A 14,743-nucleotide genomic window follows, 5' to 3' on the forward strand; every position below is an offset into this window, starting at 1 on the left:
GGCCTCGGCGACGTGCTCGGCGGCGCGTTCACGGTGTTCCGGCGCAACGCCTCGTGTGCTCCTCCTCTGGAGCGTCCCGCTGAGCGGCGTCCTGGCTGCTCTCGACGTGCTCGTCAGCACGTTCGGCCAGCGTGCCGTGCAGTCGCGGATGCTCTCCGCGGTGGACGCGCGCAGCGGCACCGAGTCGATCATCGCGGATCCGTCACCCGTGGCTCCTCCTGTCCGCCGGTCTGCCCTTCCTGGCGTTCCTCGCGCGCGGCTTCCCGTCGCGCCGGTCGCCGCGGACGTCGGGCAGCGGTCCTCGGGCGCCGCGGACCTTCCGCGGTATCTGGGCACTCCTCGCCGGACGCCGGTGGCCGGTCGTCGCCTGGATCCTCCTGGGCAGCTGGCGGCCGGGCTCGTGATCGGGATCGTGTTCGTCCTGCTGCTGATCGGCTTCATCGCCGCGCTCGCCGCCGGCCGGTCGAACGCGTGGGGGTTCGTGTCGCGATCCTCGGGCTGTTCGCCGGGTTCGGCGTGGTGGTGGTCTGGCTCGGCACCCGGTTCGCCTTCACCGTCCCGACGATCGCGGCCGAGGGCCGGAGCGTCTTCGCCGCCGCCGCCCAGTCGTGGCGACTCACCCGCGGGGCGTTCTGGCGCATCAGTTCGGCATCCTGCTGCTCGTGCAGGCGATGTTCGGCTTCGCGGCGGTCGATCGCGTCCTTCCCCTGACCATCGCCGTGCTCATCGAGGAACGTTCGACCTGCTCGGGCAGACCGACGTGTCGAGCGGCGCCGGCGTGGTTGCCGTCGCGATCGTGGTCGGCAGCCTGCTCGGGATCGCCGTGCAGTGCATCACCGACGTGCTGGAGCGCGTCCGTCACGATCTTCCTGGCGATCGACCGCGGATCCGGACGAGGCGCTCGACCAGCGCATCGCGTCCCACCTCGAGACGGGGCAGCCCACCGACCTGCTCGCGCTCAAGTGCCGCAGGTCGTCCGGCCGCCGTGGTCCGACAGCAGTGGTCCGGACAGCAGCCGTGGTCCGACAGCAGCCGTGGCCCGGGCAGCAGCAGTGGCCGGGGCAGCAGCAGTGGGCTGGGCAGTGCAGCCGGCGTACGGCCAGCAGCCTGGGTACGCGCAGCAGCCTGGGTACGGGCAGCAGCCTGGGTACGGGCAGTGCCGTGGCTGCCGCAGTGCAGGCGCAGCCGCAGGGACCGCCGGCGCAGGCCGCAGCCGCCGCGGTAGTGCGCACCGACCGCTTCCCGCCGGACGACCGCGCGTGACGGTCGACCCGGACGAGGCCCGCCGCCTGCTCGAACGCGAACTCGAGCGGTCCGAGTACGACGTGCCCTACTGCGACCTGGTGGGACCGTGCCTCCCGGTCGTTCCTCGACTGGCTCGGCTCGTTCCGCGCGGACGGCGTCGGCCTGCCCGTCGCGCACACCCTGCTCTGGATCGCCGTCGTGGTGCTCGTCGCGGTCGTGGTCCTGGTGGTCGTCGCCCGCGGATTCCCCCGCCGACGTGCCCGTCTCGCCGGTACTCGACACTGGCGGCGTGTTCGACGACGACGACCTCCGCCCCGCCCGCGCGATCGCCGACGACGCCCGCACCGCCCTCCGTTCCGGGGACTGGTCACGCGGTGCTCGACGGCTACCGCGCCCTCGCCCGCGGCCTGGGCGAACGCGACCCGTACCGGACGCGCCACGGCCCGGGCCACGCCGTCGCGCCGCGGTCGTAGCCTCGGCCGAGGCGACCCGGCCGACCGCGCCGCCGCGGCCTTCGACGCCGTCCGGTACTCCGGGGTGGCCACCGAGGCCGCAGCGCGACGTCCTCGACACCGAACACGCCGTGCGCACCGCGCGCCCGGCCCGCACGACCCCGGCGGTGCCCGCGACCGCGACGACGACCGCACCGGCCGAGCGCGCAGCGCCCCGGCGGGAGGGACGCCGCTCCCGCCTCGTGTTCTGGGTCGCGATCGTGCTCGTCGGCCTGTTCCTCGCCGCACTCACCGCGGTCGTCCAGAGCGCCGACGGCCCCGCGAGCGCCGAGCTCGACCCGACGTCCACCACCGCGAGCGGGTCGAAGGCGCTCGTCCGGGTGCTCGAACAGCAGGGCACCGACGTCCAGCCAGTCGACCGTGCCGACGGCATCACCGGCGGCACGGTGTTCGTCGACGACGCGCGGGGCGCGCTCGCCGTCGCACGCCGTCTCGCGCGGAAGGCCTCCCACGTGGTGCTCGTCTTCGACCGGCGCCGCACCGCTCGACGCCTTCGGGCTCGACGTCGAGCCGGCCGCACGGGTCGGCGGGAATCGAGACGGCGTCGACGCGGACCCGCGACATCCCGGCCGCCTCGACGTGCGCTCGACGGTCTTCGACGGCAGGTCGCGTACCGGGTGCCCGAGGGCGACCCGGTCCCCGCCGGCACGACGCTGTGCGCCCCGAGCGGCAGCGGCGACGAGCGTGCCGGCCCGTGCGGACCGCGACGCGCGGCGGCGACGTGACCCTGGTCGGCACGACCGCGGCGTTCCGGAACGACATCGATCACCACCGCCGGCAACGCGGCGCTCGCCCTCGGCCTGCTCGGCGGCGACGACTCGCTCACCTGGTACACGCCGACCCCGCACCCCCGACGCGGCACCGACGCTCGGCTCCCTGCACCGCAGTGGGTCCTGAGCGCCCAGCGCTGCTCGCCCTCGTCGCGGCCGCCGCCGGTGTCTGGCGCGGACGACGACTCGGGCCGCTGGTCGTCGAGTGGATGCCGGTCGCCGTCCGCGCGGCGGAGACGACCGAGGGACGGGCCCGCCTCGCCGCCCGCACCCGCGATCGACGCAACGCCCTCGACACCCTGCGCATCGCTGCCGTCCACCGGATCGGCCGCCGACTCGGGCTGCCCCGGCTCGGCGCACGTCGACGACGTCGCCCGCGCAGCGGCCCGCGCCACCGGGATCCCGGACACCCGGGTCGGCGCCGTGCTCGTGGGCGGCACCACCCCGGACGACCGTGCGCTCGTCGCCGGGGCGGCCGCGCTCGACGAGCTCGAACGCGCCGTCACCACCGCGACAGCCGGCGGCCCACCGACCGACCACGACCGACGAGGAGCACGACCGTGACCGATCCGTCCCCCACCCAGACCCCGCAGCCGCAGGCGACGGCCGATCCGCTCCGGGACGCCCGGCAGGCTCCGCGCCGAGGTCGGCAAGGCCGTCGTCGGACAGGAGGGCGCGGTGTCCGGCATGATCGCCGGCATCCTGGCCCAGGGGCACGTCCTGCTCGAGGGCGTCCCCGGTGTCGCGAAGACCCTGCTGGTCCGGAGCCTCGCCGCCGCGATGTCGCTCGACACCAAGCGCATCCAGTTCACCCTGACCCTCATGCCCGGCGACGTCACCGGGTCGCTCGTGTACGACGCCTCGACGGGACCTTCTCCTACCCGCGAGGGGCCGGTGTTCACGAACGTGCTCCTCGCCGACGAGGTGAACCGGACGCCCCCGAAGACGCAGTCCGCACTGCTCGAGGCGATGGAGGAGCGACAGGTCAGCGTCGACGGTGACGCCCGCCTCCGACCCGTTCTTCGTCGCCGCGACGATGAACCTGATCGAGTTCGAGGGCACTTACACCCTCCCCGAGGCCCAGCTCGACCGCTTCCTGATGAAGCTCACGCTCGACGTGCCGCCCCGCGACGTCGAGTGGCAGGTGTGCTTTCCGTCGGCACGCGGACGGCTTCGTGCCGCGCGACGTGCGGTCCGCCGGCATCGTCCCCGTGGTCGGCGTCGACGAGGGGTCCTCGCAGCGCAGCGCGCCGTCCGCGCGGTCGGTGCGCGCGCGACGTGCTGGCGTACATCGTCGATCCTCGCCCGTGCGACCCGGCAGGCGCCGTCCGTCCGGGTCGGTGTGAGCCCGCGTGGTGCGACCGCGCTGCTGCCGCCGCGAAGGCCTGGGCGTGGCTCACCGGATACGAGGCGATCACCCCGGACCACTGCAGGCCATGCTCCTGCCGGTCTGGCGGCACCGACTCCGGGTCGCCGCGGACGCCGAGCTCGATGAGGGCGTCGGCGCGGACGGCGTCCTGCAGCAGGTGCTCGAGCAGGTCCGGGTGCCGATCTAGTGGCGATCTCCGGCCGGTTCGTCGCGCTGCTCGCCGTCGATCGTGCCCACCGTGCTGCTCGGCAGCGGTGTGGGCCGGCGCGGCGTGGGCGGGGCGTGGTCGTCCTCGCCGCGGTGCTCGACGTGGTGCTCGCCGACCTCGGGCGGGTCCGGGTGGAGCGGCGCCTGGCACGCCGCGACACCACCGCCGACGGCACGCTCGTCCTGGCCAACGACGGCTCCCGCACGCTGCGGGGCGTCGTCCGGGACATGTGGGAGCCCTCGGCCGGGCACGAACCCCGCCGAACCCGACTGCACGTCCCCGCCGGCGAACGGCGGACCGCCCGGATGCGGTTCGCGCCGTTCCGCCGTGGGCGCCGGTCAGCGCCGGCGTCGCCGTCCGCGCCTTCGGTCCGCTCGGCCTCGCCGCACGGCAGCGCGTCCTGCACGTGCCGGCCGAATCCCGTCGTGACGCCGCCGTTCCGATCCCGGCGACACCTGCCCTCGCGACTCGCACGGCTCCGGGAGCTCGACGGCGAGACGACCCTGCAGCTCCGGACACGGCACCGAGTTCGACCCGCTGCGGGACTACGTGGGCGACGACGTCCGTCAGATCGACTGGCGGGCAACCGCCCGACGCCAGGACCTCGTCGTCCGGACCTGGCGACCCGAACGGGACCGGCGCGGTGATCGTCGTCGTGGACGCCGGCCGTGCCGGTGCCGGCCGGGTCGACGACGAACCCCGTCTCGACACCTTCATCGAGTCCGCGCTGCCGCTCGGCGCGCTCGCGGCCGCCGCGGCGACCGCGTCGACCTGGCCCTGCTCGACGACGCCGTCCGTGGTCGCGTGCACGGGGCGACCTGGAACGGACGTCGTCCAGCGCTTCGGCGAGACCCTGGCGCTCGCGGAATCCCGACTCGCCGCCACCGACTGGTCCGCGGTGCCGGGCCTCGTCGACTTCGATCACCACGTCCCGCGCGTTCGTCGCTCGTTCCCGAGCCTCGACTCGGTCGGCGCGTCCGGCGACCTCCTCGCGGTGCTCCCGCGGTTTCCCCGTCGGCACGCCGTGCTCGTGACGTCCGTCACCCGACCCCACCGTCGAGCGGATGGCACGCGGGGAGGCGAGCGCGGACCCGGTGCCGGCCACACGGCAGCGCGGGCGGCGGGGGCGGGCGCACGCCGTCCCTCCCGGCCCGTGCGGAGCGCGACGTACCGGCGGGCCGCCGCGGAACGCACCCTGCCCGACGCCGACGGGATCGCCGACGTCGCCCGCCGCGCCGGAGCGGGAGGTCGTCCGGGCGACGCCGGAGCAGGTGCCACCGCTCGTCGCCGATGCCTACATCCGGGCCGAGTTGGCAGACCGGCCGACTGTGGCCGGCCGGCGTCAGCCGGCGACGAGCGAGGTGCTGCCGCGCTCGAACTCCTCGAGGTCGCCGCGCTCCCCCGCAGCGGGTGCGCCCGGCCGCCGAGCACCCACTGGTACCAGAGCACCGCCGCGAGCGCCACCGTGCCGATGGCGCGATCTTCACCGGCCACGGCCAGTCCTGCCGCGTCACCGTGCCCTCGACGATGCCGGAGAGCAGCAGCGTGAGGGCGAGGCCGACCGCGATCGTGATGAGGGCTCGGCCGTCCTCGGCCAGCGCCTGCGCGCGGGTGCGGGCGCCGGGGGCGATCCACGACCAGAAGATCAGGCCGGCGGCGGCAGCGAGGAACACCGAGTAGAGCTCCAGCGCCCGTGCGCGATGTAGAGGAAGAATGCCGAGCCGTCCCTCGGAGTGCATGATCGTGGCCGAGACGCCCAGGCTGATGGCGTTCTGCCCGATCGAGAACGGGACGAAGAGGCCGGTGATGCCGAAGGCCACCATCGTCGCCGCGATGTAGGCGTTGTTCGTCCACACCTGCGCCGCTGGTCGTCCCGAGCCCGTGGTCGGAGTAGTAGGCCTGGAAGTCCTGCGTCGCGTACTCCTCGCCGGAGCGCCTCGGGCGTTCCGAAGGTGGCCGTCGCACCGGGGGTCGTGCTGATCCAGACGGCGACGATCGCGGCGATCGCCGCCGTCGCGATCAGCGACCCAGATCGTCACCCAGCTGGATCCGGTACAGGGCGGCCGGCAGTTGCAGGACGAAGAAGGCCGTGATCGCCGTGATCGGGTCGACCGGGGTGCCGGTGAAGCTGAGACGGCATGGAACAGGGTGAGCGACAGCCGGTCGCCGACGGCCGTGCGGGGTGCGGCGCGGCTGATGCGGGCGAGGTCGGTCGCTGCCTCCTGGTAGCCGGAGACGAGGCGGTCGGACGTCTGCGCCGGACTGGTGCCGCGCGCGGGCGAGCTGGTCGAGTTCCTGCCACCGCTCGCGGTGCACCTCGCTGTAGGCGTCCAAGTCCAGCGCGTCCCCCGCTCGTCGTGCTCGTCGTGCTCGTGCGTCGGCTCGCCGTGCCGGGGCCGTCCTGGGCGACCGGCGACGGTCTCCGCCATGATGATCCCATGCCGAAGACCCGCGCGCCGCGTGACCTCGCCGATCCTCGGTTCGTCCGCGCCTTCGACGATCCGGGCGACGAGCTCGTCGTCGGCGAGGCGGTGGCGCTCGACGTCCAGCCCGCCGGCATCGCCCTGCGCCTCGCGTCGGCACTCCTCGACGCGGTGTGTGTGCTCGCGCTGTACCTCATGCTCCTGGCCGGGCTGTCCCGCGTCTGGCCGAGCGACCTGGATGACGCGGGCCGCCGCGCTCGATATCGGGGTACTCGTGGGCGTCCTCGTGCTGGTGCCCGCCGCGGTCGAGACCGTCACGCGCGGCAAGAGCGTCGGCCGGTACGCGACCGGCACCCGGGTGGTGCGGCTCGACGGCGGGGCGATCGGGTTCCGGCACGCGTTCACCCGAGCCCTCGTCGGGGTGTTCGAACTCCGGATGACGCTCGGCTCGGTGGCCCTCCCTCGTCGCGTTGTTCGGCGCCCGCCCGCGGCGGCTCGGGGACCTGCTCGCCGGCACCTTCGTGCAGCACGAGCGGGCCGCGAAGCACCGCGACCCCGAGGTGCTCCTGCCCGTCGAACTCGTGCAGTGGGCCGGGGTGGCCGATGTGTCGGCGCTCCCCCAGCAACTCGAGAACCGGCTCGGTGCGTTCTTCCGCGGAGCGGCGGACCTACGTCCCGAAGTGCGGGAGGTGACGGCGCGGACCCTCGCCGCGGCGGTCGCGGAGTACGCGCACCCGGTGCCGCCCGTGCACCCGGAATTCTTCCTCGCCGGGGTCGTCGCGCTGCGGCGGTCGCGGGATGTCCGGGCGCTGCGCCCCCGGGCCGAGGTGCTCGACCGCGCTGCAGAGTCGGCGACGGCGCGCCCCCGGGCTTCCCGCGCTGAGGCGCTGCTGCGCGGCGCGGCCAGCGCTTCGGGTCGCGGCATCCGCTCCGACCGATCGCACGCCCGCGGGGAACGTCGCGCCCCGGTGTGCGGGTGCGCGTCCGTGCAGGGGTGCATCGCCGTGCGCGGGCCGGTGGGCGCTGCGTCGCACCCCCCCGCGCGATCGTCGCGCCCCGGTGTGCGTGGGCGCGATGTCCGTGCAGGGGTGTATCGCGTTACGTGCGCGGCCAGTGGGCTGCCGCGTCGCACCCCCGCGCGAGCGTCGCGCCCCGGTGTGCGTGGGCGCCGATGTCCGTGCAGGGGGTGCATCGCCGTGCTCGGCCGGCGGCCGGCGCGCGGCCGGTGCGCGGCCGGTGCACGGCCGACACGCGGCCGCGCACCGCGCAGCCGCGCGCCGCGCGACGCTGCCCCGGCGCCCCGGCGCCCCGCACAACGCAAGTCACCTCTGAACCACGCGATGACGTGGTTCGGGGTGACTTATGTTGTGCGGAACGGCGACGAGCCCGCCTGCCCGGCTCAGTAGCGGTAGTGCTCCGGCTTGTACGGGCCCTCGACCGGCACGCCGATGTACGCCGCCTGCTCCGGACGCAGCGCGGTCAGCTGCACGCCGAGTGCGTCGAGGTGCAGGCGCGCGACCTTCTCGTCGAGGTGCTTGGGCAGCACGTACACGCCCGTCGGGTACTCCTCGCGACGGGTGTGCAGCTCGATCTGCGCGAGGACCTGGTTCGTGAACGAGTTGCTCATCACGAACGACGGGTGCCCGGTCGCGTTGCCGAGGTTCATCAGCCGACCCTCGGACAGCACCAGGATCGATCGGCCGGTCGGCAGGCGCCACTCGTGCATCTGCGGCTTGATCTCGACCTTCTCGACCCCGGGCAGTGCCTCGAGCCCGGCCATGTCGATCTCGTTGTCGAAGTGCTCCTGACGTTTCGCCACGATCGCCAGGTGCTTCAGCGCGAGCATCTCGTCGACGCCGATGACGCCGAGGTTGCCCGTGCACGTGATCACCATGTCGACCTGGTCGGCGACGTCGGCCAGTCGTGCCACCTGGTAGCCGTCCATCGCGGCCTTGCAGTAGCAGATCGGGTCGACCTCGGACACGATGACGCGGGCGCCCTTGCCGCGCAGCGCCTCGGCCGCGCCCTTGCCGACGTCGCCGTAGTCGACGACGAACGCGACCTTGCCGCCGATGAGGACGTCGGTCGCACGGTTGAGGCCGTCGGGCAGGGAGTGCCGGATGCCGTACTTGTTGTCGAACTTCGACTTCGTGACGGAGTCGTTGACGTTGATCTGCCGGGAACTTCCGCTCGCCGGAGCGGGCGAGCTCGTACAGGCGGTGGACGCCCGTGGTGGTCTCTTCGGTGACGCCCTCGATCTCCGCGGCGATGCGGGTCCAGCGGTCGCTCGACTCCTTGCAGCGACGCCGCGACGGTGTCGAGGACGATCTTCCACTCGGCGCTCGCGTCGGCGCCGGCGTCGGGCACACGGCCTGCTGCCTCGGCGTCGGCACCGGTGTGCACGAGCATCGTCGCGTCACCGCCGTCGTCGAGGATGAGGTTCGGGCCAGCTCCAGTCGGCACCGGCCTCGGCTGCTTCGGCGGTCCAGTCGAAGATGCGGCTGGTGCACCACCAGTACTCCTCGAGCGTCTCGCCTTCTTCAGGGCGGTAATCGCCGCACGCCGGCCGGTGACTCCGGGTGCTGGTCGGGCCGACGGCGACCGCCGCCGCGGCTTCGTCCTGCGTGGAGAAGATGTTGCAGCTGGCCCAGCGGACCAGCGCGCCGAGCGCGACCAGGGTCTCGATCAGCACGGCCGTCTGCACCGTCATGTGCAGCGACCCGGCGATGCGCGCACCGGCCAGCGGCCGCGACGTCTCCGAACTCCTCGCGCAGGGACATCAGCCCGGGCATCTTGTTCTCGGCGAGACGGATTCTGTGTCGGCCCTGCCTCGGCGAGCGAGAGGTCGGCGACGCGGAACGCAGTACTGCGGTATGGGCTTCGGTGGGCATGCCCATCAGTCTTCCACGCCGGGAGGCGCGGGTCGTCAGCCGACGTCGGTCACGGTCGTGCCGTCCAGTCCGCTGCCCTGTGGAGGACTGGACCAGACGAGTCGGGGCCGTCAGTCGGCGTCGCGGGCGGCGGAGCGGCTCCCGCCGCACCACCTGCCAGCCACGGGGCACCCGCAGGGTGGCGGCGTGCCGTGCGCAGAGGTCGTAGCCATGTGGTTCGACTCCGCGTCGAGAGGGGGTCGACGACAACCATCGAGTCGCCGAAGTCGTACGTCAGCGTCGACGCAGCGCTCGCGCCGCAGGCGACCTTGCTAGTAGATCCTCACGTCCATACCGACCCCTGACCCTTATCGGAGTGCGGCCGCCAGGCACCGCGCGCGTACGATGTGGGGATGCGTCGCAGGACTCCCCCGTCATCCCCGGCGGACCGTGGCCGAGGCCGCTCCCGGCACGGTCGGGGCGGACGCTCGGAGCGTCACCGGACCGGGACCTCGCACCCGTCATCACGCGCGCCGAGACCTTCGACCGGATCGCCGGCGACACGGCGCACTACCTGATCGGGCTCTGAAGCCGGACGAGCTCGACGGCGGGTCGTCGGTCCAGGTGGTCGACGTGCCCACCGACTCAAGCGACGCCCGACCACATGCCGCGGTGGCGCGTCGACCGCGAGGCCCGACGCGTCACCGTCTTCCGATCCCCGTCGAACGGGTCACGCGGGAGCTCCCCGAGAAGGACGACACCGACAAGCGGGTCATCATCGAGACGGCGGTGTTCCGTGCGGTCGGCGAGCTGATCGACAAGGACCTGTGGGACCTGGCGCCGGACCGCTACCGGCACTGGTGAGCCTGAGCCGCGCACCCGGGACACAGCGCCCGCAGCCGGACCTGGCGCCTGACCGCTACCGACACTGGTGAGCTGAGCCGCGCGAAGCGCCCCCCGAGGGCGACCGCCGGGGCCACGCCTCCTCCCGGGGTCAGGGTAGACGCGCACCGGCGTCGGCCAGCCTCGGTGGCCGCACGCAACGGGAACCCGGCGATGCCCGAGCTGCCCATGTACGTCACCCCGGCGACCAAGCCCTTCGCCTGCCAGGTGTGAGCGTGAGCTCGCTTCGACAGGGGCACGATGACCGTGCTCGTACCGCCGGCGACCACGTCGACCCGCTGCTCCTCGTCACCGGTGCGGATCGTCACTCGTAGTGTCCGAGCGTCGGGTTCACCATCGTCAGCCGCTGGTTGTCCCCCGGCGCGAGCGCGGTGATCGTCGACCGCCTCGAGCGGCTCGGCGGACGCGAACCAGCTGAGGTCGGTGCGACCGTCCTCGGTGGGCGTCGCGGTGCGGGCCCCGGCCACGATCGGCTCGGTCGACGTGACCGTGAACGAGAAGCGGCTGTTCGGGAAGTCGTCGAGGGCGACGCCGGTCACGACGCCGGGCTCGGCGGTGGCGTTCACGGTCGAGCCGCCGCCGTCCGAGGTGGTGATGCCGAGGGTGACGCGAGCCGCCTGGACCCGGGGGACGAACAGCCTGACGATCGGCGCGGCGTCGGCGGTGTCGTCGCCGCGCTGCGCCTCCTGGGCGCCCTGCAGCACGACACCGGGGATGATCTGCGTCCGCGCCGGTGCGGCCCCGCCGGAGACGACGTCGAAGCCACCCGGGGTGAGAAGTCCGGACGATCGACTCCTGCATGTGCGCGACGATCTGACCGCCGGAGGACTCGACGTGCACGATGGTGGAGCCCTGGTCGGACACGAAGCCCGACAGCGGCACGACCTTCTGCGTGTTCGGCGCGACGATCGATCTCCGGTGGTGCCGGGCGCGCTGACCGTGCCCGAGTCGTCGAAGATCGACAGGTCGACGGTGGCGTTCACGTCGGTCGGGTTGGAGAGCGTGACGAGACTGGTGCGCCCGGTCTCGGTCGAGCCGCCGACCAGCCACGTGGACTGGCTCGGGTCGTCGCACGACGCGGCGCCCACACCGACCAGGTCGCCGCTGGACACGCTCTGGTAGCTGCTGCCCGCGACTTGCGGTGTGGTGTCGCCGGCCGGGGCGGTGAGGAGGCGCGGTTCGCTGCCGCCGGTCGTCGACGCGCCGAGCGAGGACCGCTCGACGGTCGACCCGGTGGTGGCCGTCGCGACCGTGGCGGAGCCACGGTGCTCGCCTTCGTGGCGTCGTTGCCGGCGTCGTCGGACAGGCGGAGCGCGCTACCGGCGCACACGCGCTCGGCGTCCGCCGGCACCGGCACGACCGTCTTGCCGGCGGGCCGGCCCGGCTCGGACTCGGTGCCGAGGGCGTGCGCCGCGGTGACGGCTCCGGCGGCGACGACCACGGCGATCGCGGTGGCGGTCCCGCGGACGATCGGAAGCGGCGCACGGAGGCGGGGGTGGTGCCCATCTCGTCGCGCTCCTCGTCGAAGGTGGTGGCGGGTTCCTCGGCCTCGATGACGTTCGAGGTGGCACGGCGACGGCGGGGCGCGGTGGGGACGGCGAGCAGGGCCGCCGCACCGAAGACCACGCCGAGCACGATGAGGTAGAGCACGTGCGCGGCGTGCGCACCCCGGCCGACCCGGTGGAGGTCCGGTCGACGTCGCCCTCGTAGTGGAACAGCTGCCCGCTCGTGGTCTCGCCGATGCCTACCGTAGAAGAGCGCGTTCTGCCCGATCGCCCCGGCGGCGCGGTCGTGCACGCCCTGCGCGGCGGAGCCACTCGACTCCGCGGGAGTCGTCCGAGGTGTGCGCGACGGGTCCGAGACGTCGTCGAGCAGCACGAAGCTCACGCCGAGCTCACGGGAGCGCCGGCTCGGGGTCGTACTCGCTGCGGCTCGCGAGGTTGCCGGCCAGGGTCGCCAGCTGCGCCCCGGAGCGACTCAGCGTCAGCGCGGTCGAGTCGAGCGTGGACTGGTCGTCGAGCGTCGAACCCTGCTCGCGCTCGAGCGCCACCGCGAGGGAGCCGTCGGTCTGCAGTTCGACCACGAGGGTGCCGACGTCGGGGTTGGCCTGCGCTCTCGGCGTTGACGTACGCGCTGAGGACCTCGACCCGTGGTGGGCTTGATCACGGCGTTGCCGAGGTAGAACGCCGCGAAGGCGGGCGCGACCGCGACACCGGCGAGCACCGTCGCGACGAGACCGGTGACCGGAGCGAGGCGGGGCAGCACGTCGATCCCGATGCACGCCGCCGCGATGATGGCGAGCCAGTAGACGGACAGCCCGCTGCCCGGCCAGATGATCGTGGTGGTCGACCCGACGCCCGTGACGGTCACGTGGGTGGCGGCGAACGCGGTGGCGAAGCCGAGCAGGGCGACGACCAGGCAGACACCCGCCACCGCCCAGCGGTGTCCGAGCATCGCGCCGATGGCGGCGGCGGCGATCGCAGGGCGAGGACGGCCATCAGCACGGGCAGGATCGCGGTCAGCGTGCCCATGCCGGCCGTGGTCGGGAGCCAGCCACTCCAGTCCGGCACCGGCTGGCCGATGGCGAGCTGGAAGGCGGACGGGGCGCGGTGGCCGAGGGCACACCGGGGTCGGCGAAGACCGGCAGCACGTTGCCGCGCGTGACCTGGGCGAGCACGAGGGGCAGGAACAGCACCGCGGCGGGCACCGGGATGAACACCCGACGGTGCGCACGGCGCCAGCCCACGACGAGGGAGACCAGCCAGGCGACGAGGAGCACCGGCAGCAGCGACGGCGCAGAGGCAGCGACGACGGCGAACAGCAACGAGGCGCCGGACGCCCACGCCCAGGAGCGGTGCGCCTTCGAGCACGGCGAGGAACAGCCAGGGCAGGAGCACGTGCGCGATCACGGCGCCGAGGTGCCCGCTCGTGACGGCCCCGACGAGCGTCGGCGCGATCGTGTAGAGCGCCGCGCCGATCGCGGGGACCCAGGTCCGTGTGGTGACCTTGCGGATCGCGAACCACGAGCCGAGCGCGCCACCGGGAACGCGACGAGCATGACCAGGACGACCGAGGTCGACGGCGACCAGAACGTGATCGACCCGAGGACGGCCACGATCGCGGCGAACGGGTCGGACGGACCGGTGAACCCGGTGCCGATCGAGTGCCAGCCGTAGCCGACGTTCTGCCAGAGCCGTGCGACGTCGGTGCTCAGCGGAGCAGCCCCCCGCCGGTCAGTGCCGGCGAGCCGAGCAGCGGGTAGAGCGTGACGACGCTGAGGACGGCCGCGGCCAGGACGACCCAGATCCCGCCGTCGCCGAGGAACGAGGCCCGGCGATCGGGGCGTCCTCGACGCGCGTGCGAGTTCGACGTCGCGCGAGGTCGTCCGGTGTTCGTGCACCCGTCGCCAGCTCACGCGGAGCGGCTCGACGGACGCCCACCCCAGCTTCTTGTTCCGGGCGAGCACCCGGCGGGCGCGTCCGACACCGCCGCCGAACGCGACCGCGAAGGCCGCGGCGAGCTCGGCGCTGACGGCCGCGGGGTGCTTCGCGACGAGGGTCCGGATCGCACGTCCGACGGCGAACGGCACGAGGGTCAGCCAGTGGATCCAGAGCACCCCGACCGGCGCGAGTCATCCCGACGTGAGCAGGCTGCGCCACGGTGCATCCGCACGCGGCGCCCCTCGGAGACACGCCTGCGGCCGAACTCCTCGATCGGACCGGCCGTGGTCACGCGGGCTTCCGGCACGACCGGCGACGCGGTGCCCGGCCAGGCGGACGCGGACGCAGTAGTCGAGCGCGGCGTCGACGTTCGGGAGCGCCGGGTCGCCGCCGAGTTCGTTCCAGACCGACCGACGGACGAGCATGCCGCCCGCGGCGACGCCGAGCACGTCGGTGTGCCGGTCGGGCCCCGGTCGAGTTCGTCCTGCACGAGGGCGATGGAGCGGCCGAAGCGGGTCATGCTCTCGCCGAACGCGCGGATCACCGACGGGTCAGTCGACCGACACGAGCTTCGCGACCGGCCACGACGACCGACGGCGCGACTCTCCACGGCGGACAGCAGGTCGGCGAGCGCGGTCGGCGACGGCGCGTTGTCGTGTCCGAGCAGCCACAGCCACTCGTCGACCGGCTCGTCCGCGACGGTGGGCGGCGCTTCGCGTTCCTCGCGGGCGACGGCCTCGCCGAAAGGGCGACCGGCGGGCAGGCGGAGGAGCCCGGCGGAGCCGCCGAAGGAGAGGTCGGCGGTCGAGCCGTCGGTCGACCCGACATCGACGACGACCAGGTTCTCCGGGTGGCGGGTCTGGGCGGCGAGGGCGTCCAGGGTCCGGTCGAGGTGGTCCGCCCCGTTGGCGGCGACGAGGATCGCGGTGACCCGGGGCTGAGCGGAACTGGGCTGCATGACGGGCGTCACTCTACGGTCTGGAGGCGCGGTGACGGTCGCGCA

Annotated in this window: 14 protein-coding genes and 7 pseudogenes; 10 read left to right on the top strand and 11 right to left on the bottom strand. The window is 73.7% G+C overall.

All coding sequences use genetic code 11. The features are described 5' to 3' along the window. Positions 1–471: 471 nt before the first annotated feature. From ACZ8AI_RS04195 to ACZ8AI_RS04225, 7 genes and pseudogenes are all read left to right on the top strand, one after another. Entirely contained in the window at positions 472–711 is a 240-nt protein-coding gene (locus tag ACZ8AI_RS04195; RefSeq protein WP_464856738.1) for a glycerophosphoryl diester phosphodiesterase membrane domain-containing protein, read from the top strand. A gap of 548 nt (positions 712–1,259) precedes the next feature. Next, positions 1,260–1,718: a hypothetical protein gene (locus ACZ8AI_RS04200; protein WP_464856740.1), complete on the top strand. Its 459-nt coding sequence runs from the start codon at positions 1,260–1,262 to the stop codon at positions 1,716–1,718. Positions 1,719–1,828: 110 nt separating this feature from the next. Next, positions 1,829–2,482, top strand: a complete 654-nt coding sequence (locus tag ACZ8AI_RS04205) for a DUF4350 domain-containing protein (RefSeq protein ID WP_464856742.1) — start codon at positions 1,829–1,831, stop codon at positions 2,480–2,482. 210 nt (positions 2,483–2,692) lie between these two features. Then, positions 2,693–3,091, top strand: coding sequence for a hypothetical protein (locus tag ACZ8AI_RS04210; RefSeq protein ID WP_464856744.1), 399 nt, complete (start codon positions 2,693–2,695; stop codon positions 3,089–3,091). A 123-nt stretch (positions 3,092–3,214) separates the two neighbouring features. After that, positions 3,215–4,022, top strand: a pseudogene (locus tag ACZ8AI_RS04215) (AAA family ATPase). Between the two features lie 60 nt (positions 4,023–4,082). Beyond that, complete coding sequence (locus ACZ8AI_RS04220; protein WP_464856746.1) at positions 4,083–4,751, top strand: hypothetical protein; 669 nt, start codon at positions 4,083–4,085, stop codon at positions 4,749–4,751. Then, entirely contained in the window at positions 4,654–5,784 is a 1,131-nt protein-coding gene (locus tag ACZ8AI_RS04225; RefSeq protein WP_464856872.1) for a DUF58 domain-containing protein, read from the top strand. Before ACZ8AI_RS04220 ends, ACZ8AI_RS04225 begins: the two co-directional genes overlap by 98 nt. On the opposite strand, the pseudogene ACZ8AI_RS04230 reads toward ACZ8AI_RS04225, so the two are convergent. Together ACZ8AI_RS04230 and ACZ8AI_RS04235 are read right to left on the bottom strand one after the other, a co-directional pair. After that, positions 5,670–5,927, bottom strand: a pseudogene (locus tag ACZ8AI_RS04230) (stage II sporulation protein M); the annotation flags it as partial. The gene ACZ8AI_RS04225 and the pseudogene ACZ8AI_RS04230 sit on opposite strands and share 115 nt — an antisense overlap. 196 nt (positions 5,928–6,123) lie before the next feature. Next, on the bottom strand, positions 6,124–6,438 hold the full coding sequence (locus tag ACZ8AI_RS04235; protein WP_464856748.1) for a hypothetical protein: 315 nt from the start codon (positions 6,436–6,438) through the stop codon (positions 6,124–6,126). Positions 6,439–6,765: 327 nt separating this feature from the next. Between ACZ8AI_RS04235 and ACZ8AI_RS04240 the strand changes: the two genes are divergently transcribed. Then, positions 6,766–7,410 carry an RDD family protein gene (locus tag ACZ8AI_RS04240; protein WP_464856750.1) on the top strand — a complete coding sequence of 215 codons (645 nt, stop codon included), beginning with the start codon at positions 6,766–6,768 and terminating at the stop codon, positions 7,408–7,410. A 516-nt stretch (positions 7,411–7,926) separates the two neighbouring features. Here the strand turns inward: ACZ8AI_RS04240 and ahcY are convergent. Together ahcY and ACZ8AI_RS04250 are read right to left on the bottom strand one after the other, a co-directional pair. Continuing rightward, positions 7,927–9,386: pseudogene (ahcY, locus tag ACZ8AI_RS04245) on the bottom strand (adenosylhomocysteinase); the annotation flags it as partial. Between the two features lie 134 nt (positions 9,387–9,520). After that, positions 9,521–9,589: pseudogene (locus tag ACZ8AI_RS04250) on the bottom strand (hypothetical protein); the annotation flags it as partial. 441 nt (positions 9,590–10,030) lie between these two features. Between ACZ8AI_RS04250 and ACZ8AI_RS04255 the strand changes: the two are divergent. Next, positions 10,031–10,261, top strand: a complete 231-nt coding sequence (locus ACZ8AI_RS04255) for a hypothetical protein (RefSeq protein ID WP_464856752.1) — start codon at positions 10,031–10,033, stop codon at positions 10,259–10,261. On the opposite strand, the pseudogene ACZ8AI_RS04260 reads toward ACZ8AI_RS04255, so the two are convergent. From ACZ8AI_RS04260 to ACZ8AI_RS04270, 3 pseudogenes are all read right to left on the bottom strand, one after another. Further along, a pseudogene (locus ACZ8AI_RS04260) lies at positions 10,246–11,055 on the bottom strand (hypothetical protein); the annotation flags it as partial. The gene ACZ8AI_RS04255 and the pseudogene ACZ8AI_RS04260 sit on opposite strands and share 16 nt — an antisense overlap. Before the next feature lie 73 nt (positions 11,056–11,128). Beyond that, positions 11,129–11,182, bottom strand: a pseudogene (locus ACZ8AI_RS04265) (hypothetical protein); the annotation flags it as partial. A 47-nt stretch (positions 11,183–11,229) separates the two neighbouring features. Beyond that, positions 11,230–11,487: pseudogene (locus tag ACZ8AI_RS04270) on the bottom strand (DUF5719 family protein); the annotation flags it as partial. A gap of 308 nt (positions 11,488–11,795) precedes the next feature. Here ACZ8AI_RS04270 and ACZ8AI_RS04275 point away from each other — a divergent pair. Next, the gene (locus ACZ8AI_RS04275; protein WP_464856754.1) at positions 11,796–11,945 is read left to right on the top strand and encodes a hypothetical protein; all 150 of its coding nucleotides are present in this window, start codon (positions 11,796–11,798) and stop codon (positions 11,943–11,945) included. A gap of 338 nt (positions 11,946–12,283) precedes the next feature. Here ACZ8AI_RS04275 and ACZ8AI_RS04280 read toward each other — a convergent pair whose 3' ends face one another. The 4 genes from ACZ8AI_RS04280 to ACZ8AI_RS04295 form a co-directional block, all read right to left on the bottom strand. After that, a complete protein-coding gene (locus ACZ8AI_RS04280) occupies positions 12,284–12,754 on the bottom strand; it encodes a hypothetical protein (RefSeq protein WP_464856756.1) in 471 nt (156 codons plus the stop codon). A 64-nt stretch (positions 12,755–12,818) separates the two neighbouring features. Further along, on the bottom strand, positions 12,819–13,124 hold the full coding sequence (locus tag ACZ8AI_RS04285) for a hypothetical protein (RefSeq protein WP_464856758.1): 306 nt from the start codon (positions 13,122–13,124) through the stop codon (positions 12,819–12,821). An 81-nt stretch (positions 13,125–13,205) separates the two neighbouring features. Further along, positions 13,206–13,916 carry a hypothetical protein gene (locus tag ACZ8AI_RS04290; protein WP_464856760.1) on the bottom strand — a complete coding sequence of 237 codons (711 nt, stop codon included), beginning with the start codon at positions 13,914–13,916 and terminating at the stop codon, positions 13,206–13,208. Continuing rightward, positions 13,895–14,698 carry a glycosyltransferase family 2 protein gene (locus tag ACZ8AI_RS04295; protein WP_464856762.1) on the bottom strand — a complete coding sequence of 268 codons (804 nt, stop codon included), beginning with the start codon at positions 14,696–14,698 and terminating at the stop codon, positions 13,895–13,897. Before ACZ8AI_RS04295 ends, ACZ8AI_RS04290 begins: the two co-directional genes overlap by 22 nt. Positions 14,699–14,743: the final 45 nt, after the last annotated feature.

The organism is Curtobacterium sp. AC273, from assembly GCF_979253735.1.